This is a genomic window from Microvirga sp. TS319 (assembly GCF_041276405.1).
Classification (GTDB): Bacteria; Pseudomonadota; Alphaproteobacteria; order Rhizobiales; family Beijerinckiaceae; genus Microvirga.
This window is the reverse complement of sequence record NZ_JBGGGT010000002.1, coordinates 2,059,988-2,081,238: the sequence shown is the minus strand read 5'-3', so window position 1 is coordinate 2,081,238 and position 21,251 is coordinate 2,059,988. Positions and strand designations below refer to the sequence as shown.

Below are 21,251 nucleotides of genomic sequence, written 5' to 3'. Positions count from 1 at the left end.
CACGGCACGCGTCCGACGTCGGTGGAAATCACAAGGATGGAGGATCGTTATGCTGCCCATGAAATCCCTGTACCGCGCCGGCCTCGCGCTCGCGGCCCTCACCGTCCTCTCGATGGTCCCGGAGCCCGCGGCGGCAATCGTCTACTGCAAGACGGTTGGCGTGCCGAAAGGCTGCGCCGCGCGTCCGGTCGCGCCCGTGGCCCGGCGTGCCGTCGTGACACCCGGAGTCGGTGCCGCCGGCGTCGGCATTCGCCCCGGCACCCCGATGAACCGCGGCGGTCCGGTCAATCGCGTCGGCCGACGCTGACCCGGTCGCCCATCGGCGTGGTCTGAGCCGCGCGACGAGGCGCGTGCGCTATCGCATTCGGCCGCCTTTCGCGCATCGTGCGGTCCCGGCGGGTCCGCTCAAGCGATGCGCTCCTTCCGGCGGGAGCGTCGGGCTCATTCCCGAAAGTGGAGTCCGCTTTTCATATCCGATGCTCTCGCGCGCCAAGCGGTGGGCGTCTGGCCCGACCAGCGCCGGAAGGCGCGGGTGAACGCGCTGGCTTCCGAATAGCCGAGCGCCGCCGCGATCTGCCCGAGCGGTACGGCAGTGTCCTCCAGCAGCTGCCGGGCAATCCCGAACCGGATCTCGTTCGTGATGGACCGATAGCCCGTGCCGGTGTCCTTCAGGCGGCGGGTCAGGGTGCGACGGTGCATTGCCAACAGGCCGGCAATGTCTTCGGCCGAGCAACGCTGGCTTGTCATTCGCATACGCAGCAACCTTCGGATATCGTCCGAGAACCTGGAGCCCGCATCGGCCCGCATCTGCCGGAGCCGCTCCTCCAGCATCACGTGCAGCAAAGGATCGGCTCCCGCCACCTTGCGCTTCAAATCGTGGGTCGGGAACACGAGAGTGGCAGTCTCCTGGTCGAACCGGACCGGAGCCCGGAAATGGCGCCGGTAGGGTTCTGTCTCGAGCGGTGCCCTATGCGGCAGGAACACTTCCGTCGGATGCCAGCCGGGGCCGCACAGGCTGCGCAGCGCATTGATCGAAACCGCCACGGCCGCTTCGGTAATCTGCTCCGCGCTCGCGCTTTCAGGCTGATAAGTCGCAAAGGTCAGCAGGGCCGTGTCGTCGTGGACTGCCAGCGAGACAGCCACGACCCTATCCTGAACGCTGAGGTTGGACACGAGTCCATCGAGGGCCGCGCCCACCGTCTCCGAATGCTGCATCAGCCGCCCGATCAGGTCCATGGACAGGATGGTGGCACGCTGGCCGACCAGCAGCCCGAAATGGGGACAGTTCGTGCGCGCCACGCACAAGGTATATAACCGGGCCAGGGCGGCGAACGGAACGACATTGGCGCCGTCCCCAAAGAGGCGCGGATTGAGACCCGCGTCGCGGATCACCGTATCGGGATCGAGGCCGAACGCGCGCAGTGTGGGAACGATCTCTTTCGAGACTCCCAAGTGAATATGGCCGGGAGGCAACGTTCGGACGGACCACCCTGCCAGGACGGGAGCGGAGAATGTGATTGATTGCTCTGAGCCCATATGCGCGCTCTAGAACGCAGGCCCGATCCTGTCGGTCATCGACTTGGCCCGCGTAGAAATGAAAAGAATCGTGCAACGGCACAATCGATATAACTCTGCACCAAGTTATTGATAAGGATCCAAATGGACCCCTTCAATGTTTGCGGGAGCGGAAATTAATAGGTACTAAGAAGTCATTCTTATTTCTAAAGTCAACGTCCGTGCTCTTAGGTCAGCGTTCTTAGCGTGAACCTTACCCCTGTGACCGTTCAACAATTTTTGATGGAAACATCGGAATCTCTATTCTACGAGCCACCTGCTCCGAGTCGAATGCCAAGTGCTCGAGTAGAGCCAAGCACGGCGCGCGTCGCAATGGATCGTCCTCGGTCATCATGCCGAAGCGCATGAAGTCTCCGGGCAGCGGTAGGCGTCCTCGTCGGGCAGAGAGACGAAGTCCTGCTTGCCGAACGGACCATCCGCCTTCGAGCAGGAGGTCATGGGCTTGGGGAGGTCATGGGCTTGGGCAAGGTGACGGTCACTCCCGCCTGGTCGCAGGCCAGGATCTCGTCGCTGTCCCATCGCGCACCATCCCGTCAAAGCCCAGAAGTCTCAAATCGAGCGCGTCGACAAAGGCGTCAATGACACGGACCGGGTTGTCCTCACCGATCCAGTCGTCCAGGCTTTCGGGGACCAGGGTGGTCTGGCTGCGATCCGCGCCTTCAACAAAGCGTCTCATCGGATTCCCCTAACGAGGCTGGAGCAGCCTGCTGGACCGCGGCATCCGCCGCCCTCGCGGCAAAAGGCACATCCGAAAAAATTTTCGGTGGGTTGTCGACCGCGGCGGCCCTCGTTCGTCGTATAGGCTGGGAGGCCGGTGAGGGCCCCCTGCGCACTGAAGGAGACAAGACGATGCGTGTGATGGTTCTGGTGAAGGCGACCACGGATAGCGAGGCGGGCGCCATGCCTGCGAGCGAGCTCCTGGACGCCATGGGCAAGTACAACGAGGAGTTGGTCAACGCCGGCATCATGCTGGCCGGTGAGGGACTCAAGCCCTCGGCTCAGGGCAAGCGCGTTGCCTTCGACGGTCCAAGTCGCACCGTCATGGACGGGCCCTTCGCCGAGACCCGCGAACTCGTCGCCGGGTTCTGGCTCTGGGAAGTCAGGGACATGGCCGAGGCGGTCGAGTGGGTGAAGCGTTGCCCCAATCCGATGCCGGGCCCAAGCGAGATCGAGATCCGCCCGGTGTTCGAGGCCGCCGACTTCGGCGAGGCCCTCACGCCGGAACTCGCCGAGCAGGAAGACCGGCTTCGCGACAGGATCGCCGGCCGCTGAGGCTCCATATCCGGCCCCGACTTGCGTTGCCCATCACTCCTCCGCTAAGCGGAGGGCATGGCAGCGCCCGAAACCCATCAGGTGATCGAGACGGTCTTCCGGATCGAACAGGCCAGGCTCATCGCGGGCCTGGCCCGCATGGTGCAGGACCTGGGGCACGCCGAAGAACTCGCACAGGATGCCCTGGTGACTGCCCTGTCGGAATGGCCCAAAGCCGGGATCCCGAAAAACCCCGGTGCCTGGCTGATGGCCGCAGCCAAGCGCCGGGCGATCGACGGGATTCGCCGCAACCAGATGCTTGCGCGCAAGCACGCGGAACTCGCTCATGAAGTGGCGGATCACCACAATACCGATGTCGAAGACATCGAGGCGGCCATGGACGATGATGTCGGCGACGATTACCTCAGCCTGATATTCACCGCCTGTCACCCGAGTTTGCCCGCGCAGAGCCGTACAGCCCTGACTCTGCGCGTGATCGGCGGGCTGACCACCGCCGAGATCGCCCGCGCCTTCCTGTCGAACGAAGCTGCTATCGCACAACGCATCGTCCGGGCGAAGACGACGCTGGCGCAAGCTGGGTTGAGGTTCGAGGTGCCTCGCGGCAACGAGCGGAAGGAGCGCCTCGCCTCGGTGCTGGAGGTCATCTACCTGATCTTCAACGAGGGCTATGCGGCGACGGCTGGTGAGGACTTGGTCCGTCCGCTCCTGTGCGCCGAGGCCCTCCGCCTGGGCCGCATCCTGGCAGGCCTCATGCCGGACGAGCCGGAGGTCTTCGGTCTTCTTGCCCTGATGGAACTCCAGGCCTCGCGCCTCGCGACCCGCACGGCACAGGACGGCACGCCGGTCCCCCTGACCGAACAGAACCGCGGTCGCTGGGATCAGCTTCTGATCCGTCGGGGCTTGGCCGCTCTGGAACGGGCTAAAACCCTGAACGGCGCCTCCGCTCCCTACGCTCTGCAAGCGGCGCTCGCTGCCTGCCATGCGACTGCGCGCACGGCGGAGGAGACGGACTGGAAGACAATCGCGGGGCTCTATGACAACCTGCGGGAGATCATGCCCTCGCCGGTGATCGACCTCAACCGGGCCATAGCCTACAGCATGGCCTTCGGACCTGAGGTCGGCTTGGCGCTCCTCAATGAGATCGATCAGGCTGGGGCCTTGCGCAGTTATGCTCCATTGCCGGCGGCGAAGGGCGACTTTCTGTTCCGGGCAGGTCGGCTCGCCGCAGCCAAGATCCACTTCGAACAGGCTGCTGCGTTCACCCGCAATGAACGTGAGAAAGCCTTTTTTCTCAGGCGGGCAGCGGCATGTGCGGTCTGACCAATCCGCCCCCTTCCGGCTAAGCCCGAGCTACCGGATAATGCTCATCGGCACGGATTCCACGGTTCGTCCTGTCGAAGAGGTTGGTCGCCCATATCATTCTGGTGAGCCATTGGCGGGATCCTACCAAGCTCTGTCGTGAATTCCGAGTGGCTTTGCAGCGGCAGAGTCGAGGCGCTCTTCGAATGCACCGCCCCCGGCATGGGCAAAGCAATCAAGTCCCGCGCACCCCGGATCCGTATATTCCTTCATCGACTGTAGAGTCCGATGGAGAGCTCATCAGGGAAGGTCCAGAACGGGTCTCGGTTGTGAACAACGCGGATGGGCCGCATCTTTGCGCAAACTTATGTCTTGCCCCCTTGTCCACACCGGGAACTCCCCGGCTTAGGAAGCCGAAATTGTACAAACGGTTCGCCAAAGTCAGGCTTGGTGGAGTTGCTTGCATAAGCAGGGTCAGAGACTGATGGTTTCTTGTCGTTTCCGAATGTCCGCTTTGAGACGATCGCCCGCCCTCGCATCCGGATCTCAGGTGAGCCACAATGTGACCGACATCCAGGTCGGTGGCTTCACCGTTTGAATTCGGCTCGAAGCATGGAACCGGGCTGAGACCGGTTCGGTTGTCAAGCGTCGCCCTCCACACTGTTGGTACCCATGCTCCCCCTCGGGCCCGCTACCCTCCACTTATGCATCGACATGCAGCGTCTTTTCTCCGCAGATGGACCATGGCCAACCCCATGGATGGAACGTGTCCTGCCGACCGTCGCCCGGATTGCCGAGGCTGCCCCGGAACGCACGGTCTTCACACGTTTCATTCCGCCGTACCATCCTGATGACATGCCGGGCACCTGGCGCGCCTATTATGAGCACTGGCGTGAGGTGACTTGCGAATATCTCGACCCTCGCCTGTTGGAGCTCATGCCACCACTGCAACGGCTCGTGCCTCCTGCCCTCGTTCTGGATAAGCCGGTCTACTCGGCCTTTGCCGGCCACAAGCTGCGCGATCTCGTCAGGGCGCGAGGTATTGACACTCTCCTGATCACTGGGTCTGAAACCGACATGTGTGTTCTTGCGACTGTACTGGGTGCCGTAGATCTCGGGTTGCGCGTCGTGATCGTCACAGACGGTGTCTGCAGCTCCTCCGACGAGGGCCACGATTCGCTTCTGACGCTTTACTCGAAGCGCTATAGCTATCAGGTTGAGACAGTCAGCAGCGAGATCGTATTGGCCCAATGGCCATCATAGGCATACCGGATATCCCATTGCGACGGCGTACGAGGGACTTTGATTGACCGATGTTGCGCGAGGGCCTCGGCTTGTCTTGCATGCGGTGTCTATCTCGTCACCAACATCCAGCTGGATCATCCGGGCCTGAAGGGCGTCGACACCATCGAGGACCTGGCGCAGGTCAAGTCAGTCGTCGTCGAAGCGGTGCTCAGGAACGGCGCCAGCATCCTCAACGCCTACGATCCGGCGACGGCGAGCATGCACCTGCGCGCCGAAATGCGGGATGTCCGGAAAGTCATGCCATCGCGGTGTAGGCAATAGAGACGAAGTAAGCACGGGGCAGCGGAATCCGAATAGCGCAATCGGAGAGGGCCTTGCGGCCCTCTCCGGCTGTGATGTCCGACCTCATGCCATGCGCTCATGCCATGAGCAGGCTGTCCTGGCTGGTGCCGCTATGATCGTCGATATGCTGAAGGATACCTCCCGCGACTGGAACTTCCGGGATATAGCCTCCTGTGCCGTTCACCTCGTTGGGCGTGCCGGCGCCGTGGCCCTCCTGCACGTCGAGCCCGTGGATCTCAAACGCACGGCCGGCAACTGAATCCTGCAGCTCCTGGAATATCGCGGCTTCCTCAGGATTGTTGAGATCGAAGTTGTAGGCCTGCACGAAGCTCAGATCCCCGTTTGCGTCGGCGGTCGGGAAGTCGGTCCCGTCTTCTGCGGACGTCACTTCGCCCGACTGAGTCGCCGCCAGGATGACCGGACCGACTGCGGTCTCAGCCTCCGGGTCCTCGACGAAACCATCGACATCCGCATCCTGCGCGATGGTCGGCAGCTCGGACGGCGTATCGTCTGCGAAACCGTGGATGTGCTGCAGATGGACTTCGTCGGGCGTCAATCCATGGGCCTCCACGGCTACCGTGACTTTTCCGGTCCCCTCGTCGAAGCTTACGGCAACGGCCCCATCGACGCCCGAGTTGTTCGATGGGAGCAGCAGCGCGGCGTAAACGTCGGCACTGGAGGTGCCGGAGGAACCGTCGGTGCCTCCGGTGTCTTCATTGCCCGTCGTCTCGGTTCCACCCGTCGTCTCGGTTCCACCCGTCGTTTCGGTTCCACCCGTCGTTTCGGTCCCGCCAGTCGTCTCCGTTCCACCGGTCGTTTCGGTTCCACCGGTCGTTTCGGTCCCGCCTGTTGTTTCGGTTCCACCGGTCGTTTCGGTCCCGCCTGTCGTTTCGGTCCCGCCGGTCGTTTCGGTTCCACCGGTCGTTTCGGTCCCGCCGGTCGTTTCGGTTCCGCCCGTCGTTTCGGTTCCGCCCGTCGTTTCAGTCCCGCCGGTCATCTCGGTTCCGCCGGTCGTTTCCGTTCCACCGGTATTCGAACCATTGTCAGCTTCCGATGTGCCGGTGGTTTCAGTACCGCCCGTTGTCTCGGTAGTGTCCGTTCCGCCCGAGGTTTCGGTGCCGCCCGACGTGTCCGTGCCTTCTGAGCCATTGTTCGATGGTTCGAAGTTCTCGACGGCGGAAATCACCTCCTTGAGATCCGCGAGCTGCGGAATTGTCGCGAACAGCGACTCCAATCCCCCGCTGTCCGTGCCGGTGCCATCGGAGCCTTCCGAGCCCGAGCCGCCGTCAGAGCCACCGTGATGACTCCAGGAGATCGTGTCGCCAGAGGTGTCGGAACCGTTCGTGCCGGAGGTGATGTCCGTCCCGTTCGTCGACCCGCCCGATGTCTCCGACGTCGAGCCGTATGAGTCATAGCTGTATCGATAGGCCATTGAGCATCTCCTTTGCTCTGCTGGATTAGTTTTCCCGCCAAGCCTTCATCAATTGATCTCTTAAGGGCTTGGTGAGATACGACACCACTGTTCGCTCGCCTGTCTGGATGAAGCTCTCGACCGGCATGCCGGGCACAAGCCTCAAGCCCTTCAGGCGGTCGATCTCGGACTGAGGCAGTGCGATCCGGACCGTATAGAAGCTGGTACCAGTCTTCTCGTCCTGGCTGATATCAGCGGAGATCCGGCTCACCTCACCGTTCAGTTCCGGTGTGGTGCGTCGGCTGAAGGCGGTAAAACGCAACACCGCCTTATGCCCGATCCGGACCTGATCAATGTCCTGAGGGGCAATCTTCGCTTCGACTGTCAGTGCATCGCCCTCGGGCACGATGAGCATGATCGGCTCCCCCGCGGTAACGACGCCCCCTACCGTATGAATCGAGAGCTGATGCACGATCCCGTCCTGTGGCGAACGGATGTCGACGCGTTTGAGCTGATCCTGGGCCGCAACCCGCTTCTCGACCAGCTCCGAGATCTTCGCCCTGACCTCGGCCAGGTCCCTGCCAACCTCGGCCCGCAGATCCTGGTCGACCTGCAAGATCTGCAGCTCGGTCTCGCTGATCTTGCCCTTCGCCTGCGCGAGGGCCGCGACGAGCGCTCCGCGCTCGCCGCCCAGGCGCGCACCATCACGCTCGAGTGCCGTCACCCGCGTGAGCGGAACGAGGTTCTTCTGCCAAAGCTCGCGTACACCCTTGAGCTCCTGCCCAATCAATTGGATCTCGGAGTCCTTGGCGCTAATCTGCTCGCTGAGGCCCTGCATCTCTTCCTTAAGCTGGCCGATGCGCTCCTTGAGCTGTGACTTCTGACCTTCCCGGGCGGCCCGTCTCATGGCGAACAGGCGTTCCTCGCCGGTGATGACCAAGGCGACCTCGGGATCACTGCGTTGTGCGAGAAGATCCGCCGGAAAGACGATTGCTTCCTCTCCGTCGCGCTCCGCCTCCTCCCTGGCTCGACGCGCTGAGAGTTCGGTCAAGTCTTTCTGGACGACGGCGAGGTTGGCCTGCGTCACGGTCTCGTCCAATCTCACCAGCAGATCTCCTGCCTGGACGCGATCGCCATCTCGAACGCGAAGAACATCCACGACGCCCCCTGTCGGGTGCTGAACTTTCTTCACATTGGAATCCACCACGAGAACGCTCGGGGCGATCACGGCTCCCGCCAGCTCCGTCGTCGCTGCCCATCCGCCGACGCCGAAGACCAGCATGCAGGCGGTCGCGGTGCCCAGGAGCAGGTACCGGCGCATGGCGTGGCTCGTCGGGGAGGATGATCGCTGTTGCATCACGCGGCTCCTGCGGCTGCGGCAGGCAATTGCTTGGGAGGAACCGGCCGGACGACCTTGCGCAGCACTTCGTCCCGGGGACCGAAGAGCTGGCCCTCGCCATCCCTCATGACGAGCACGAAATCCACGGCGGCAAGGACACTCGATCGGTGGGCGATCACGATTGCGATGCCGCCCCGATCCCGCACGCTCTTGATGGCATCGGACAGCGCCGCTTCGCCTTCCGCATCGAGATTCGAGTTCGGCTCGTCGAGCACGATCAGGAAGGGATTGCCATAGAGAGCCCGCGCCAGTGCCACGCGCTGGCGCTGCCCCGCCGAAAGCGCCGTCCCGCCGTCGCCGATCCGCGTGTCATATCCGTTCTGCAACTGCACGATCATGTCGTGAACGCCCGCAGTCTCGGCTGCCGAGATGATGGCTTCCGGGTCGGCCTCCGGGTCGAAGCGCGCGATATTCTGACCCACGGTGCCGTCGAACAGCTCGATGTCCTGAGGCAGGTAGCCGACATGCCGGCCGAGCGCCTCCGGTGACCATTGGTCGAGCGTGGCCGCATCGAGCCGGACGCTTCCTCGGACCGGCTTCCACACGCCGACGAGCGCGCGCGCCAAACAGGATTTGCCCGAGCCGCTCGGGCCGATGATGCCGAGTGCGCAGCCCTTCTCAAGCCGGAACGATAGGCCCTTCACCACGATCTTCTGATCGCCGGGCGGAACGATGACGGCCGCCTCGACAGCAAGGGTCGAGCTCGGCTTCCGCAGCGGGAGATTTCGCTCCTTAAGCGGGACTGCGGCAAGCAAGTCCTTCAAGCGCCTCCAGCTCTGGCGGGCGGCGACGAACCCTTTCCAGTTTGCGATGGCGAGTTCCACCGGAGAAAGCGCGCGAGCCGTGAGGATGGAGCTTGCGATGATGATGCCTCCGGTCGCCTTCCCCTGAATCACGAGGTAAGCTCCAAGCCCCAACACTCCGGATTGCAGGGCCATGCGGAACACCCGGGTGAACCCGCCGAGCCCGCCTGAGACGTCGCTGGCACGCTCATGCGCGTCGAGGTGCTTTCGATTGAGCTCGCCCCAGAGCGTGCCGAGATGGCCGGTCATGCCCATGGCGGTCAGCACTTCGGCGTTGCGACGGCTCGCCTCCGCGAGACTGAGGCGTCCAGCGCCGTGCAGGGCCGCGGCCTGCATGGGCCTTCGGGTCAGCGCGTCCGCCAGAGCCGTCACGAAGGCCATAAGAATGGCACCCGACAGAGCCGCCGCGCCGATCAACGGATGAAAGATAAAACAGATCGACAGATAAACCGGCAGCCAGGGCAGATCGAAGAAGGCGAGCGGTCCGCTGCTTGCAAAGAAACCCCTCACCTGATCGAGATCGCGCAAGGGCTGCAGCCCGTCATTGCTCGACTTACCCAGCAGCGGCAGGCAAGTGACGATCGAGAAGACTCGTTGGCTCAAGTCCTCGTCGAGCGCCCGACCGACACGCAACAGGACGCGGCTGCGGACGAAATCCAGCAGCCCTTGTCCAACGTAGAGCATGGCCGCCAGGATGCTGAGGCCGAGGAGAGTGGGAATGCTGCGGCTCGGAATGACCCGGTCATAGACCTGCAGCATGTAGAATGAGCCCGTCAGGGTCAGGATGTTGGTCAGGACGCTGAACACTCCGATGCCGATCAGAGCGCCGCGGCTGCGCCTGAGAGCCGCGCCGAGTTCGGAGGACAATGAGTAAGGTAATCCAACCATGCTCCAGCACCTTGACGTGAGTGGATGCGACGAAACACCGAACCTGATTATCGCCTCATATCGCAGGAGGCTTAAATAATGACCTTGAATACTTGGCCATTGCGCCCACCGAGGCACAAACAATTTTCAACAGATCGGCGCTCGATGAGTGCTATTCTTGTCCTAATATTAAATTTTTATAGGATGTCATTCCCGAATCAGCTAGATCGTCTCTAAATATTCTTAAAAACGATCTGCACGACTTGCCTTTTTGCTTAAACCCGCATGTGGCACAGGAAATCATTGGCTCTCTGATTTGTTTCTACCCCCTATGGGGGAGGGACTCTCAAAAACAGGGAGCCTCAACACTTTTGAAGTGCAGCAGCTTGCCGGCTTGAGGCAAAAGGAACCGTGCGATCAGGAAGATGCGCACTTGCGCCTGCCTCAGCTGCGGAATCCGAATGGGTGTGCGGCCAGAACGCACAGGGCCCAAAAGTCATGAGTGGGTTGCTCACGCCTTTCAGAAGGTTAATGCCCCGGTGCCGGTCAGCTCCGGCAAAGCCCTCTCCTCCAAGGCATTATCCCCGAAGGCTTGTTTGAGATCCTGCTGAATGCTGAAGCACATCGTCATGCTGATACATGAGCCTCGTGATCCGCATTGCACCATCGTTCCTAGAGCATCGGACGAGAAAAGTGGATCCACTTTTGGGATCCAATCCGATGCTCCACTCCTAGAAGAGCGCATCGTTCAGCGCGGAAAACCGGGTCCACTTTTCGCTAGCGCGGCCCGCCAGGTCCGCACGATGCGCTAAGGATCGCCATGATCCCGCACCAAGTCGGTGTGCCCAAAGCCTTTGCGGTAGTCGAGGACCGAGATCACCTCGGGCATGACGCGAAAGAAGGCAATGCCCGGCATTCCATCGGATGCATACTCGGCCACCCCTCTTGGAAACTTCCGCGCCAGGAACTGTGCCGCCTGCTCGATCTCCCGCGGCTCGCTGATGCGGGCCGCCCGGCCCCCCATCGATACGCCACGGATCTCGCCCCAATCGGTATAGGGCAGATTGATCGTGAGCGAGACCTTGTCATTGCGGGCCAGGTTCCGGGCCTTCTGGGAGACCCCCGCGCAGCCGAAATAGAGGATCAGGCCATCATTGGCATAGCTGACCGTCGTTGCGTGCGGGTAGCCGTCGCTGCGGACCGTTGCGATGTTCATGTCGTTCGCGCCGGCAAGGATGGCGAGGATTTCATCGCGAAGGGCTGGATTCATGGAACCCCCAGTCGCATAGCTTCAGGGCTGCCCCGGGTTGGGATCCCGCATACGCCCATCGCAGGATATCGACCATCGGGATCTCGGCATGCGATCGAGTATGAGCACCCAATGAGGCGGACAGAAGGCTAGAGCATCGGACGTGAAAAGTGGAATCCACTTTTGGGATCGATCCGATGCTCCCTTGCTGGAAAGAGCGCATCGTTCTTGCGAAAAACCGGGTCCACTTTTTCGCACGATGCGCTAGAGCACCGGACGCAAAAGTGGGAACCGGTTTTGCGTGAAAAGATGCTCAAAAACATAGGCTTAGAGCATCGGACGTGAGTTCGATTTCACGTCCGATGCTCTAGCCATGGACAGGCCTCGCCCACATCGCCGAACACCCCATAATGGTCCGCCGCCGCAAGCGGAAGGCGCATGGGCTCTCGAACGATCCCGCGGATGATGTCGAGGACGCCGCGGGTGCGTTTCTCGTGGGAGGAAGGGTGTACTGGCACCCGCGTGTGTTCGCTCAGTGGTACGGCCAATAGAACGGGGTGACGATGACCGTCACGATGAGGGTCCAGATCAACACGACCAAGCCGAGGCGCCAGAAGTCATCAAACTTGTAGCCGCCCGGTCCATAGACCATCAGACTTACGCCGTTGGCAAACGGGGTCAGGAAGGACGCGCTGGCCCCCATCGCCACGCTCATGACCATCGGCAGGGCCGACACGTTCATGTCCTTCGCCGCCGCGAACGCGATCGGCATCATCACCAGGGCCGTCGAGGTGTTGGAGATGAATTGCGTGATCAGGGTTGCGGCAAGGAAAATGCCGACGAGCACAGCGGTCGGGCCGAAGTCGCCGAGCAGGCTGACGATGTGGTTACCGATCATCTCGGCGGCGCCGCTCTTCTCCATCGCGCGAGCGGGCGCGATCATGGCGCCGATCAGCAGGACGGTGTTCCAGTCGAGACCGCGATAGATCTGCGGCACGCGCACGACGCCCGTGATCACTACGAGACAGGCGCAGACGAGGCACGCGATCGGCGCAGGCATGATATTGAAGACCAGAAGCACGACCAGCAGCGCCAAGATCGCGAAGACGCGCTTCGCGCCCCGGCCGAGCGCCACTGCCTGCACACGGACCTCGTCGGGCGAGTCGATGACAAGCAGGTGGGCGCTGGACAGGTAGCGCTCCAGGGCCGGCCAACTGCCCTGCAGCAGCATGTGGTCGCCCGCGCGGAGAGTGAGCTGCGGGCGGACCAGCTCGGCTCCGCCGCGCTGCACCGCCAGCACCATCACCTCATGGTCCTCACTGGTCATGCCTGGGAAGACCGTACTCCCGATCAATGCCGACCGCTCGGGGATGACGACCTCGGCCAAACCGGAGTGCCGCGAGAGGAGTACGTCGCCCAAGGCCGCCTTATCGCCGTGCTCGCGTACCTCCAGCTGCAGGTTGGCGGCCAGCCGGTCGACCTCGTGGCCGTCGCCGCGGACGAGGATCAGATCGCCTGCCTCGAGGCGATCGCGCTCGAGCGGTCGCCCATCCTCGCGACTGAGGAAGGCGACGGCGCGCACACCGGGGTACGGGTTGAGGTCGATGGCCTTGCGCGACGTACCCGCGAGGGGCGAGCTGGCCGGCACCCCCAGCTGATGCAGCCCGTGTTCGAGATTGTAGTGCTGCACAAGCTTGTGGGCGTGACCGCTGAAGTCGGCCGGGAGCGCCTCGCTCCGCCGCTCGGGCAGCAGCCGCTTGCCGAGCCAGAGGACGATGATGATCGATCCGATGAGCTGCGGGATGCCGAGCACGGACCACGCAAAGAAACCGATGTGGCCGACGCCCATCTCTTCGGCTTGAGTGGCGGCGATGACGTTGACCGGGGAGCCGAGCAGAGTGAGCTTAGCACCCTTCAGGCACGCCAGAGCGAGAGGGATCATCAGCTGCGACGGCGCGATCCCCGTCCGGACCGTGATGATGACGGTCACCGGCAGCATGGCGGCGACGGCACCGTTCATGCCGATCAGCCCGCTGAAGATTGCTGCGACGACCATGAGTGCGACAATAAGCGTGGTTTTGCTGGCGCCGCTGAGACGCAAGAGAAGCTGGCCCGCCCAGGCGCCGACCCCGGCCGTCTCGACGGCCACCGCGATGGCAAGCAGCGCGGCGATCAGGATCACCACAGGGTCACCGAAGCCGGTCAGAGCCTCGGGCATGGTGAGGACACCGGTGACGTAGAGCGCCAGGGAGGCCCCGATGGCGACGATGACCGCAGGCACCGGGTTCCAGGCGAACAGCACTAGCGCCAGGCCAATGATCGACAGCGTGAGCGCGATGTCGTTCACGGTGTCACCCGGATGAGCCAGCGCGGCGCCTCGAGCGCCTGCTGGATGTCATGGCTGAAGGCCAACGAGTTCAGTGCGTCCGACATAAACGTATTCCATGGTGCGCTCCCTTCTGCTCCCGTATCGTCTTGCTGGCGTCTCAGTAGCCGAGCGCGGCACCGTCGCCGCGCGGATCGGCACCGCCTTCGAAAAAGCCCTGTTCGCGATCGACGCGGATCGCGGATGCGTGCCCGAGATTATCATTCCAGTCGGTGACCATCTGGACGGGTTGGCCCCGCCGTTTGAGTTCGCGCGCGACTTCGTCGGGGACGCGACCCTCAAGAGTCAGGTTGCGCGTCTTGGTGCCCCAGGTCCGGCCCATCAGCCAGCGCGGCGCTTCGAGCGCCTGCTGCACGTCATAGCCGAAGTCGATGATACGGGTGACTATCGCCGCCTGCGACTGCGGCTGCCCTTCGCCGCCCATTGATCCGTAGGCGAGATAGGGCTGGCCGTTGCGCATGAGCAGTGCCGGGATGAGCGTGTGGAAGGTACGTTTGCCCGGTTGCAGGTGATTGGGGTGCTTCTCGTCGAGCGAGAAGAAGGAGCCGCGATTCTGCAGGATGATGCCGGTATCGCCGCCGACCATGGCGCTGCCGAAGTCGTGGTAGATGGACTGGATCAGCGACACGACCATTCCATCCCGGTCTGCGGCGCAGAAATAGCACGTATCGCCCTCGGGCGCCCGCCGTTCGTGTGGATGCTCGTAGGCGATGCCTGCCGGTACCTGCCCGATATCGAGCGCGCGCTCGGAATCAATCAGACCGCGACGCTCGTCGACATACTCCTTGCTGATCATCCGCTGCACGGGGATGTTCACGAAGCGTGGATCGGTGAGCCATTCCTCACGATCGGCGAAGGCAAGCTTAACGGCCTCGACGATGTGGTGGTAGTAGTCGGCCGTGCCTTCGCCCCATCTGGAAACGTCGAATCCTTCGATGAGCTTGAGGATTTGGAGTGCAGTGAAACCCTGCGTGCTGGGCGGGAGTTGATACACGTCATAGTCACGGTAGGTCCCCGCGATCGGCTCGACCCACTCGGCCTGGAAGGCGGCAAAGTCTTCGGCTGCGAGGGGTGAGCCCTGGGGTTGCAACGATGCGCAGATGCGCCGGGCGATCTCCCCTTCGTAGAATCCCTTGCGAGCGCCCTGACTGGCGACCAGCTCGAGAGAGCGGGCAAGGTCTGCCTGCACCAGCTTGTCACCGTCGCGCGGAGCGCGCCTGCCAGGCAGAAAGATGGCCGCCGTCTCGGGATAGGAGCTGAGGATCGGCTCGTCATGGACCAGCCAGTCGGCCAGCGAGCGGGTGACGGCCATGCCCCCGCGCGCATAGTCGATGGCAGCTTCGAAGAGCCTCTCCCAAGGCAAGCGACCGAACCGGTCATGCGCCAGCCGCCAGCCGTCGATTGCGCCCGGAACGGTCAGCACGCTGAGCGCGCCGCGGGTGGGGATCTCGTTGTCCTTGCTGCGGGGAAGGTAGTAGTCGGGCGTTGCGGCGCGCGCGGCCGGTCCGCTGGCATTGACGCCGTGCACACGGCCGTTGCCCGGCTCAGCGATCAGCCAGAATCCATCGCCGCCCAGTCCCGACATGTGGGGATAGACGACGCACAGCACGGTATTGGCGGCAATGGCGGCATCAACCGCCGTGCCGCCTTGCTGCAACATGTTCAGCCCCGCGGCGCTGGCGAGATAATGCGGCGTCGTGACCACTCCGTGCGGCGCATATGTAGGGGGACGGCCTGTGCGGGGACCATTGGGATGACTCATCACCGCCTCCTGTCTCTAAGGACCGTGGTAAATCGCTGCGGAACGCATCGACTTTTCCGGCCGGCACGCAACGATGACGCGGGCCCCTGCGGGAGCTACGACGTCCGATCGTCGAACTCCAGGCCGACGTCCCTGATCGTGTCACCGGAGTGGTCCATGTAGCGTGTCCACACAGGCAGCACACCGCCCGCGACAAGGCTTAGGAGACCAATCCACCACACCAGGTTTCTGTCGCCGATCGTGCCAAAGCTGATGATCGGAAATGCTGCGAACAACAGCAGCAGCGCGAGAGTCTCCGCCTTTAGCTTTCTGTCCATGGCGCTGTCCGCTTATCGAGAAAAAACAACCAATGCGATCGTGGCCACGCCTGTTAAAACGGCGACGATAACGGTCCAGGGCATGGTGATACGCAGGACTGCTCCTTCCTGGCCGCTTGCGCCGGCGATGCTCGTGCCCAGAACGATGTTGGCAGGCGCGATTGCATTGCCATAGGCACTGCCGGCGGCTTGCGCGGCAATGATGGTCTCCCTGGGCATTCCGTGGAGCTGAGCCACACTGCTCTGCACGCCACCGAATAGCACGCAGGAGGCAGTGCTGCTGGATGTCATGAAAGCGCCTAGAGCGCCGATGACGCTCGCGACGCCGGCATAGACCAATGGCGGCGAGACAGCGGCGATGCCGTAGGCGAGAGTCAAAATCTGGCCGCTATGGTCCAGGATACGGCTCGTCACAAGAAATGCGATCACCGGGACCGAGGCGGGCACCGCATCGACGAGCAGCGCAGACCAGATGCTTTCCGGCTGGTGGCGTTCCGCCCAGGCGCGATAGTAACCGCCCGTCCGGTACACAATCCAGACGATCACCGAGGTGATCAGCACCATCATTCCGGGATGCGTAAAGACCGTAATAGGCGCGTAGCGTTCGATCGCGGCATTCTGGACGCCAAAGCCGGTTCCAACGGCGGGGAACGGCAGCCCGACCTGAAGCTGCCGCATCAATGCGTTGACTGGCGGAATCAGCAAGATGCTGAGGGTCACGGCCGTCAGTACGATATAGGGAAGGAACGACATCGCAAGGCCCATGACCGGTGCTGTCTCGCCCTGTTCGCCCTCTTGTGTTTTCACCATGGCCGGCCGGTTGGGGATGCCCTTGACCGGATCGCCGTAGCGTTTCCAACGCGACAATGGATAGAGCGCCAAAAGCGCTACGGCTCCTGCCAGGAAGGTCGATAGCTCGGGGCTGAAGAGTGCAACGAGGAGCTGTCCGACGCCGAGAATCGTGCCGAGGATCAGCACGAGGGGCCAAGCATGGCGTACCGCCGGTCCTCTGCCATAAAGCCACACGACAAGGAAGCCGGCCAGATAGGTGGGTATGAGGATCAGCAGTGACGACTCGTAGGCAGCCCTGACGACGTCTTTCACATTGGAGACTCGCAGCAGCGCCAGCCATCCAACCCCAAGGGTGCCGAAGAACCTCGCCCAAGCGTGCGCGAGAACCCCCATGGCCACGGCATAGACCGGCTTCACGCCAACCGTGATCAGCAGCGGAACGACGACGGCGACGGGGGCGCCGAAGCCGACAATGCCCTGCAGGAATGACGCGAAAACCCAACACAGCGCCAGAATGATGAACAGATCGTTGCGGCTGAATCCGGAGATGCCTTTCCGCAGCGCGTCGTAGGCGCCAGCCTGCTTGGTGATCTGATAGAGGAGCAGCGCCGGCCAGATCACGTACAGGATGAAGATGGCATCCCATACGCCCTTCGCGCTTGCAACCGCCAATGTGTTCCACGGCGTTCGAAAAGCAAGCAGCGCCACGATGCCAGACACGAACATCGCCATCGGCCCCGCTTCCGGGGCGCGCCAGCGCAATGGAACAAGAAAGACCAGTAGTGCGACGATCGATAGTATCGCGAGCACCCAGTGCAGAAGGTCGACAGGAACCTGAGCCGTCTCCATGCGCTCCTCCGCAGATTCTCTCTCGGAGACTCGCCACACGTATGGGGAGCCAGATGCGCTCTCAAACGCGAAAAACAAAACATGAACGGCATTGATGGGCAAAATTTTCCATCAAGATTTACCGAATTGCAAGAGTCCACGGCTGCATCGGCCCGCTTTTCTCGACCATTTATGTATGATCATGATTCAAAATCCGGCATACCGTGAATCTTCGCCTTCCATATTCAGCTTCCAACGTTCGGCCTGATCGCTGCTAGCGCATCGTGCGGACCCAGCGGGCCGCGCTAGCGAAAAGTGGACCCGGTACTCGCTGACGCGGCCCGCTGGGTCCGCTCAAACGATGCGCCATTGAAGGCTTGGAGTATCGCATTGGATCCCAAAAGTGGGCCCACTTTTCTCGTCCGATGCTGTAGGTCGTGCATTCTTGAGCTGGCGGCGTCTGGCCCGAATTCATCGCGCTACACCGGATCCGGCATGTCGCGGCCGGCCGCTCCCAAGAAACGCGAAACCCAGCCACGCCGCGCCATGCACGATGAGATCGATCCCGAGCAGCAACCCGAAGATCCAGAACCCGGTCTTCGGGAACTCAGTCAGGACGATGAGGCCTGCTACGACGCCGAACGTGCCCGCCAGCAGCAGCATCCAGCCGCCCGCCCGCCAGCGACGCACTCCCAACAGGATCCTGACAATGCCTGACGCTAGGAGCAGCAGACCAAGCCCATAGGTGAGCAGCAGTTCGCTCGAACGGGCAGATCGCGCGATACCCGAGGCTGCGATCATGTCGCCCGAACCGATATCAGCGACGAGCACGATACCGACAGCCACATACAGAAGACCTAGCAGGATCTGCCACGGCACAGCACCCTCTCTCCTCGTCCAGACGGCATGAACAATCTCGCAGAGGCCTACGACGACGGCAGTCGCCCCGATGAAGGCCGAGCTGACGAGGGAGGCAAAGGCGACGTCGGCCAGGATCGCAACTCCTGCCAGCACCATGACGAGCCCCAACATCAGGCGAACCCAACCGGGGGGTGTCTGCGTGTTTCTGGTCCTGCTCAGCGAAACGGCGTCCCGGGCAGCCATGGCGTCCTCCGTTCTCCCCCGGCGCCCGCGAGCTTGTGGCCACTCGGGCTCCTGGCGGGTGTGCCGGAATGCGATCACGGGCGCGATCGAAGGTCCGCATCATCCAACCTCTCCGCAAGGTTTTACACCGCTCGCTGGAACCTGCGGCCCAGCCGCATCGGCGCCTCCTCCTGCGCGCAGGCCGCTACCAGCGCCGCCGCCGGCGCCAATAGCCGTCCCGCCAGACCCAGCGCCCGCGCCGGGCGCTCCAGACCCAGCGTCCCGGCACCCAGACAAAGCCCGAACGCGGCCGCGGCCGGCGCTCAGGGCGCCGCCGCGGCGGCGGCGGCCGCCGGCCAGGACGACTGGGACCAGGACGACCGGGGCCGGGCCGGCTCGGCCGGCCCGGTTCGCGGCTGGGCTGGGCCGCGGCCTCGGTCGCAACCCCGACCGTCGTGGCCGCCGCCGTGCCCAGGATCCACGTCAGAAACAACCGTCGTGACAGCATCGCGCTCTCCTGTGCCGCTTGGCCCCTTACGCCGGTGACGCCGCCATCCCGCCCGCAGACTCGACACCCTCGCTCGGGCTCGGCGGGTGCGCCCGAGCCAGCGCCGCCTGGAGCTTGGCTTCCTGCTCGGGCGACAGCGACGAGCGGATCACATGGCCCTTGAACCCCGCCAGCTCGGCGAGCACCTTCTCGGGCTGCGACTTGCGGATCAGCAGAAACAGCGCCGAGGTCTCGGGCTTGAGCGTCGCGCCGATCCCCTTGATGAAGTCGTCGTTGATGCCGTAATCGATCAGGCTCCCGCTCAGCGCGCCCGAGCCGACCCCGACCGCCCCGCCGATGGCAAAGCCGGCGAGCGGATTGAGAAACAACAGACCGATCAGGCTGCCCCACAGGGCGCCGCGCAGGCCGCCCGAGGCCGCGCCCAGGCTCACCAGGTTGACGCTCTGCTTGATGCGCACCGTGCCATCCGGGCTGCGGATCGCGACCACCGCATCCTCGAGATCGATCAGGTATTCCTTCTGCAGGCGCGTCAGCTCGGTCAGGACGCGGTCCGCATCGGTCGGGCTGTCGAACCCGACGACCACCAGTTCAGCCATCGACCGGACTCCTCTGGAAGCGGTGCGGCCCCTGTCCGGTGTGCAACGTGGATGTCGGCCGCGGATTGCGGGACAGTTGAGAGAAAGCGCCGAAATCGTATGGAGAAACCCTGACGCCGCGTTCGAAAATGCAGATACTGCCTTGTTTGGCGCCTGATCGTGCGGTGAGTGGCTCGCGTTTTCAGTTCGGCAGAAAGAGAGCAAAGCCACCTTCGATAGGGCTCCCGTCAGATATTCGGAGGCTTTCCCTACCAATTAACCGCCGCATGATGGCGAAAATCCGACAGCGCACCGCATCGCAGATCCTGGTCCGGCATCGGACGGCTGTCTCTGTTTGGCAGACGCTGGAGCGCTCGGCCTTCCGCCCATGCCGGTCTGCTGTCGTGACCTGCGGCTGGGGAGCTGCGGGATCGGTGAAGTGGGAGTAAACTGGCTGGATCGGAGGAAGGGCTCTCCCATGCTCAGCCACAACGATGTCGACCCCACCCCGCGGGACCGGGCGCGATCCTGCGACGGCTCGATATCGGCAGTCGCGCAAACGGCGGAGCTCTGGTGCGCCCTTTGACCCACGCCCGCTTTCTTTCTGCTCGTGACCACATCGTCAGGAGGATCTCGTGATTGTCGCAGATGTCATGACCACACCGGTGATCAGCGTCGAGCCGTCCGCCACCATCGCCGAAGCGGCGCAGCTCATGCTGGCGGAGCGGATCAGCGGCCTTCCCGTTACGACGCGGGACGGCACCCTGGCCGGGATGATCAGCGAAGGCGACCTTCTGCGCAGAGGGGAGCTCGGCACCGAGCGTAAGCGGTCCTCATGGCTCGAATTCCTCGTCGGTCCGGGCAAGCTGGCCGATGAATACGTGCGGACCCACGGCCGCAGGGTCGAGCAGGTGATGTCGACGGATCCCGTGACGACACGCCGGGATGCGCCGCTCGAAGAGGTCGTCACGGCGATGAGCCGCCACCAGATCAAGCGGCTGCCGGTGCTCGACAACGGCAAGGTGGTCGGGATCGTGGCCCGCTCCGACGTGTTGCGGGCGCTCGCGCGAGCCCTGCCCACGGCCTCCCCTGCCACTATTGCCGATGATCAGATCCGCAAAGCCGTGCTGGCGGAGCTCGACAAACAGAGCTGGGGCGGCAGGTTCATCCGGGTGCATGTCGAGAATGGCGTGGTGACCCTAACGGGCGCAATCTTCGATGAACGCATGCGCCATGCCGCCAAGGTCGTGGCCGAGAACGTGCCTGGGGTGCAGGCGGTGATCGATCAGGTGGCGTGGGTCGAGCCGTTCGCGGGACTAGTGGTCCGGTAATGTTCCTTCCGGAGGAGAGCGGGGCCTAATAGAGCATCGGACGCAGGAAGTGGACCCACTTTTGGCATCCAATCCGATGCTCCCTTCTTGGAGAGAGCGCATTGTTCTCGCGAAAAACCGGGTCCACTTTTTCGCACGATGCGCTAGCAAGCCGCATGAGAAGCTTGCTTGGCCGACAGGTGCACGAGCTGAGTCGATCGATGCGAG

At 63.1% G+C, this 21,251-nt stretch carries 18 protein-coding genes and 1 pseudogene; 6 read left to right on the top strand and 13 right to left on the bottom strand.

Features of this window, described 5'->3' with window-relative positions; genetic code table 11:
* Positions 1-49 precede the first annotated feature (49 nt).
* Positions 50-307: a hypothetical protein gene (locus AB8841_RS19165; RefSeq protein WP_370437399.1), complete on the top strand. Its 258-nt coding sequence runs from the start codon at positions 50-52 to the stop codon at positions 305-307.
* Positions 308-441: 134 nt separating this feature from the next.
* On the opposite strand, the gene AB8841_RS19160 is transcribed toward AB8841_RS19165, so the two are convergent.
* On the bottom strand, positions 442-1,452 hold the full coding sequence (locus AB8841_RS19160) for an AraC family transcriptional regulator (protein ID WP_370437398.1): 1,011 nt from the start codon (positions 1,450-1,452) through the stop codon (positions 442-444).
* Between the two features lie 646 nt (positions 1,453-2,098).
* Positions 2,099-2,251 (bottom strand): annotated as a pseudogene (locus tag AB8841_RS19155) (IS5/IS1182 family transposase); the annotation flags it as partial.
* A 173-nt stretch (positions 2,252-2,424) separates the two neighbouring features.
* Here AB8841_RS19155 and AB8841_RS19150 point away from each other — a divergent pair.
* The 4 genes from AB8841_RS19150 (at position 2,425) to AB8841_RS19135 (ending at position 5,712) form a co-directional block, all read left to right on the top strand.
* Entirely contained in the window at positions 2,425-2,847 is a 423-nt protein-coding gene (locus AB8841_RS19150; protein ID WP_370437397.1) for a YciI family protein, read from the top strand.
* A gap of 57 nt (positions 2,848-2,904) precedes the next feature.
* Positions 2,905-4,167 carry an RNA polymerase sigma factor gene (locus AB8841_RS19145; protein WP_370437396.1) on the top strand — a complete coding sequence of 421 codons (1,263 nt, stop codon included), beginning with the start codon at positions 2,905-2,907 and terminating at the stop codon, positions 4,165-4,167.
* A gap of 651 nt (positions 4,168-4,818) precedes the next feature.
* Positions 4,819-5,409: a cysteine hydrolase family protein gene (locus AB8841_RS19140; protein WP_370437395.1), complete on the top strand. Its 591-nt coding sequence runs from the start codon at positions 4,819-4,821 to the stop codon at positions 5,407-5,409.
* A gap of 39 nt (positions 5,410-5,448) precedes the next feature.
* Positions 5,449-5,712: a hypothetical protein gene (locus AB8841_RS19135; protein WP_370437394.1), complete on the top strand. Its 264-nt coding sequence runs from the start codon at positions 5,449-5,451 to the stop codon at positions 5,710-5,712.
* A 97-nt stretch (positions 5,713-5,809) separates the two neighbouring features.
* On the opposite strand, the gene AB8841_RS19130 is transcribed toward AB8841_RS19135, so the two are convergent.
* The 11 genes from AB8841_RS19130 to AB8841_RS19080 form a co-directional block, all read right to left on the bottom strand.
* The gene (locus AB8841_RS19130; RefSeq protein WP_370437393.1) at positions 5,810-7,165 is read right to left on the bottom strand and encodes a hypothetical protein; all 1,356 of its coding nucleotides are present in this window, start codon (positions 7,163-7,165) and stop codon (positions 5,810-5,812) included.
* 25 nt (positions 7,166-7,190) lie between these two features.
* Positions 7,191-8,465, bottom strand: a complete 1,275-nt coding sequence (locus tag AB8841_RS19125; protein ID WP_370439317.1) for an HlyD family type I secretion periplasmic adaptor subunit — start codon at positions 8,463-8,465, stop codon at positions 7,191-7,193.
* Between the two features lie 35 nt (positions 8,466-8,500).
* Entirely contained in the window at positions 8,501-10,234 is a 1,734-nt protein-coding gene (locus AB8841_RS19120; protein ID WP_370437392.1) for a type I secretion system permease/ATPase, read from the bottom strand.
* A 787-nt stretch (positions 10,235-11,021) separates the two neighbouring features.
* On the bottom strand, positions 11,022-11,483 hold the full coding sequence (locus tag AB8841_RS19115) for a pyridoxamine 5'-phosphate oxidase family protein (protein ID WP_370437391.1): 462 nt from the start codon (positions 11,481-11,483) through the stop codon (positions 11,022-11,024).
* Positions 11,484-11,994: 511 nt separating this feature from the next.
* Complete coding sequence (locus tag AB8841_RS19110) at positions 11,995-13,809, bottom strand: SLC13 family permease (protein WP_370437390.1); 1,815 nt, start codon at positions 13,807-13,809, stop codon at positions 11,995-11,997.
* A 139-nt stretch (positions 13,810-13,948) separates the two neighbouring features.
* Positions 13,949-15,610 (bottom strand): gamma-glutamyltransferase, encoded by a 1,662-nt coding sequence (gene ggt, locus AB8841_RS19105; protein ID WP_370437389.1) that lies wholly within the window; start codon positions 15,608-15,610, stop codon positions 13,949-13,951.
* Positions 15,611-15,705: 95 nt separating this feature from the next.
* Entirely contained in the window at positions 15,706-15,927 is a 222-nt protein-coding gene (locus AB8841_RS19100; protein WP_370437388.1) for an EmrB/QacA subfamily drug resistance transporter, read from the bottom strand.
* 12 nt (positions 15,928-15,939) lie between these two features.
* Positions 15,940-17,568 (bottom strand): L-lactate permease, encoded by a 1,629-nt coding sequence (locus tag AB8841_RS19095; RefSeq protein ID WP_370437387.1) that lies wholly within the window; start codon positions 17,566-17,568, stop codon positions 15,940-15,942.
* A 450-nt stretch (positions 17,569-18,018) separates the two neighbouring features.
* Positions 18,019-18,651 carry an HdeD family acid-resistance protein gene (locus AB8841_RS19090; protein ID WP_370437386.1) on the bottom strand — a complete coding sequence of 211 codons (633 nt, stop codon included), beginning with the start codon at positions 18,649-18,651 and terminating at the stop codon, positions 18,019-18,021.
* A 184-nt stretch (positions 18,652-18,835) separates the two neighbouring features.
* Positions 18,836-19,138, bottom strand: coding sequence for a hypothetical protein (locus AB8841_RS19085; protein WP_370434378.1), 303 nt, complete (start codon positions 19,136-19,138; stop codon positions 18,836-18,838).
* Between the two features lie 26 nt (positions 19,139-19,164).
* Entirely contained in the window at positions 19,165-19,734 is a 570-nt protein-coding gene (locus AB8841_RS19080; RefSeq protein ID WP_370434377.1) for a DUF1269 domain-containing protein, read from the bottom strand.
* A gap of 614 nt (positions 19,735-20,348) precedes the next feature.
* Here AB8841_RS19080 and AB8841_RS19075 point away from each other — a divergent pair.
* Complete coding sequence (locus tag AB8841_RS19075; protein WP_370437385.1) at positions 20,349-21,044, top strand: CBS domain-containing protein; 696 nt, start codon at positions 20,349-20,351, stop codon at positions 21,042-21,044.
* The last annotated feature ends 207 nt before the right edge of the window (positions 21,045-21,251 follow it).

What these genes read in the sequence shown, in the direction of transcription:
- ggt (WP_370437389.1), bottom strand. Translation starts at nt 15,610, where the DNA reads ATGAGTCATCCCAATGGTCCCCGCACAGGCCGTCCCCCTACATATGCG.
- AB8841_RS19150 (WP_370437397.1), top strand. Translation starts at nt 2,425, where the DNA reads ATGCGTGTGATGGTTCTGGTGAAGGCGACCACGGATAGCGAGGCGGGC.
- AB8841_RS19120 (WP_370437392.1), bottom strand. Translation starts at nt 10,234, where the DNA reads ATGGTTGGATTACCTTACTCATTGTCCTCCGAACTCGGCGCGGCTCTC.
- AB8841_RS19130 (WP_370437393.1), bottom strand. Translation starts at nt 7,165, where the DNA reads ATGGCCTATCGATACAGCTATGACTCATACGGCTCGACGTCGGAGACA.
- AB8841_RS19115 (WP_370437391.1), bottom strand. Translation starts at nt 11,483, where the DNA reads ATGAATCCAGCCCTTCGCGATGAAATCCTCGCCATCCTTGCCGGCGCG.
- AB8841_RS19085 (WP_370434378.1), bottom strand. Translation starts at nt 19,138, where the DNA reads ATGCTGTCACGACGGTTGTTTCTGACGTGGATCCTGGGCACGGCGGCG.
- AB8841_RS19080 (WP_370434377.1), bottom strand. Translation starts at nt 19,734, where the DNA reads ATGGCTGAACTGGTGGTCGTCGGGTTCGACAGCCCGACCGATGCGGAC.
- AB8841_RS19125 (WP_370439317.1), bottom strand. Translation starts at nt 8,465, where the DNA reads ATGCGCCGGTACCTGCTCCTGGGCACCGCGACCGCCTGCATGCTGGTC.
- AB8841_RS19090 (WP_370437386.1), bottom strand. Translation starts at nt 18,651, where the DNA reads ATGGCTGCCCGGGACGCCGTTTCGCTGAGCAGGACCAGAAACACGCAG.
- AB8841_RS19100 (WP_370437388.1), bottom strand. Translation starts at nt 15,927, where the DNA reads ATGGACAGAAAGCTAAAGGCGGAGACTCTCGCGCTGCTGCTGTTGTTC.
- AB8841_RS19095 (WP_370437387.1), bottom strand. Translation starts at nt 17,568, where the DNA reads ATGGAGACGGCTCAGGTTCCTGTCGACCTTCTGCACTGGGTGCTCGCG.
- AB8841_RS19140 (WP_370437395.1), top strand. Translation starts at nt 4,819, where the DNA reads ATGCTCCCCCTCGGGCCCGCTACCCTCCACTTATGCATCGACATGCAG.
- AB8841_RS19145 (WP_370437396.1), top strand. Translation starts at nt 2,905, where the DNA reads ATGGCAGCGCCCGAAACCCATCAGGTGATCGAGACGGTCTTCCGGATC.
- AB8841_RS19165 (WP_370437399.1), top strand. Translation starts at nt 50, where the DNA reads ATGCTGCCCATGAAATCCCTGTACCGCGCCGGCCTCGCGCTCGCGGCC.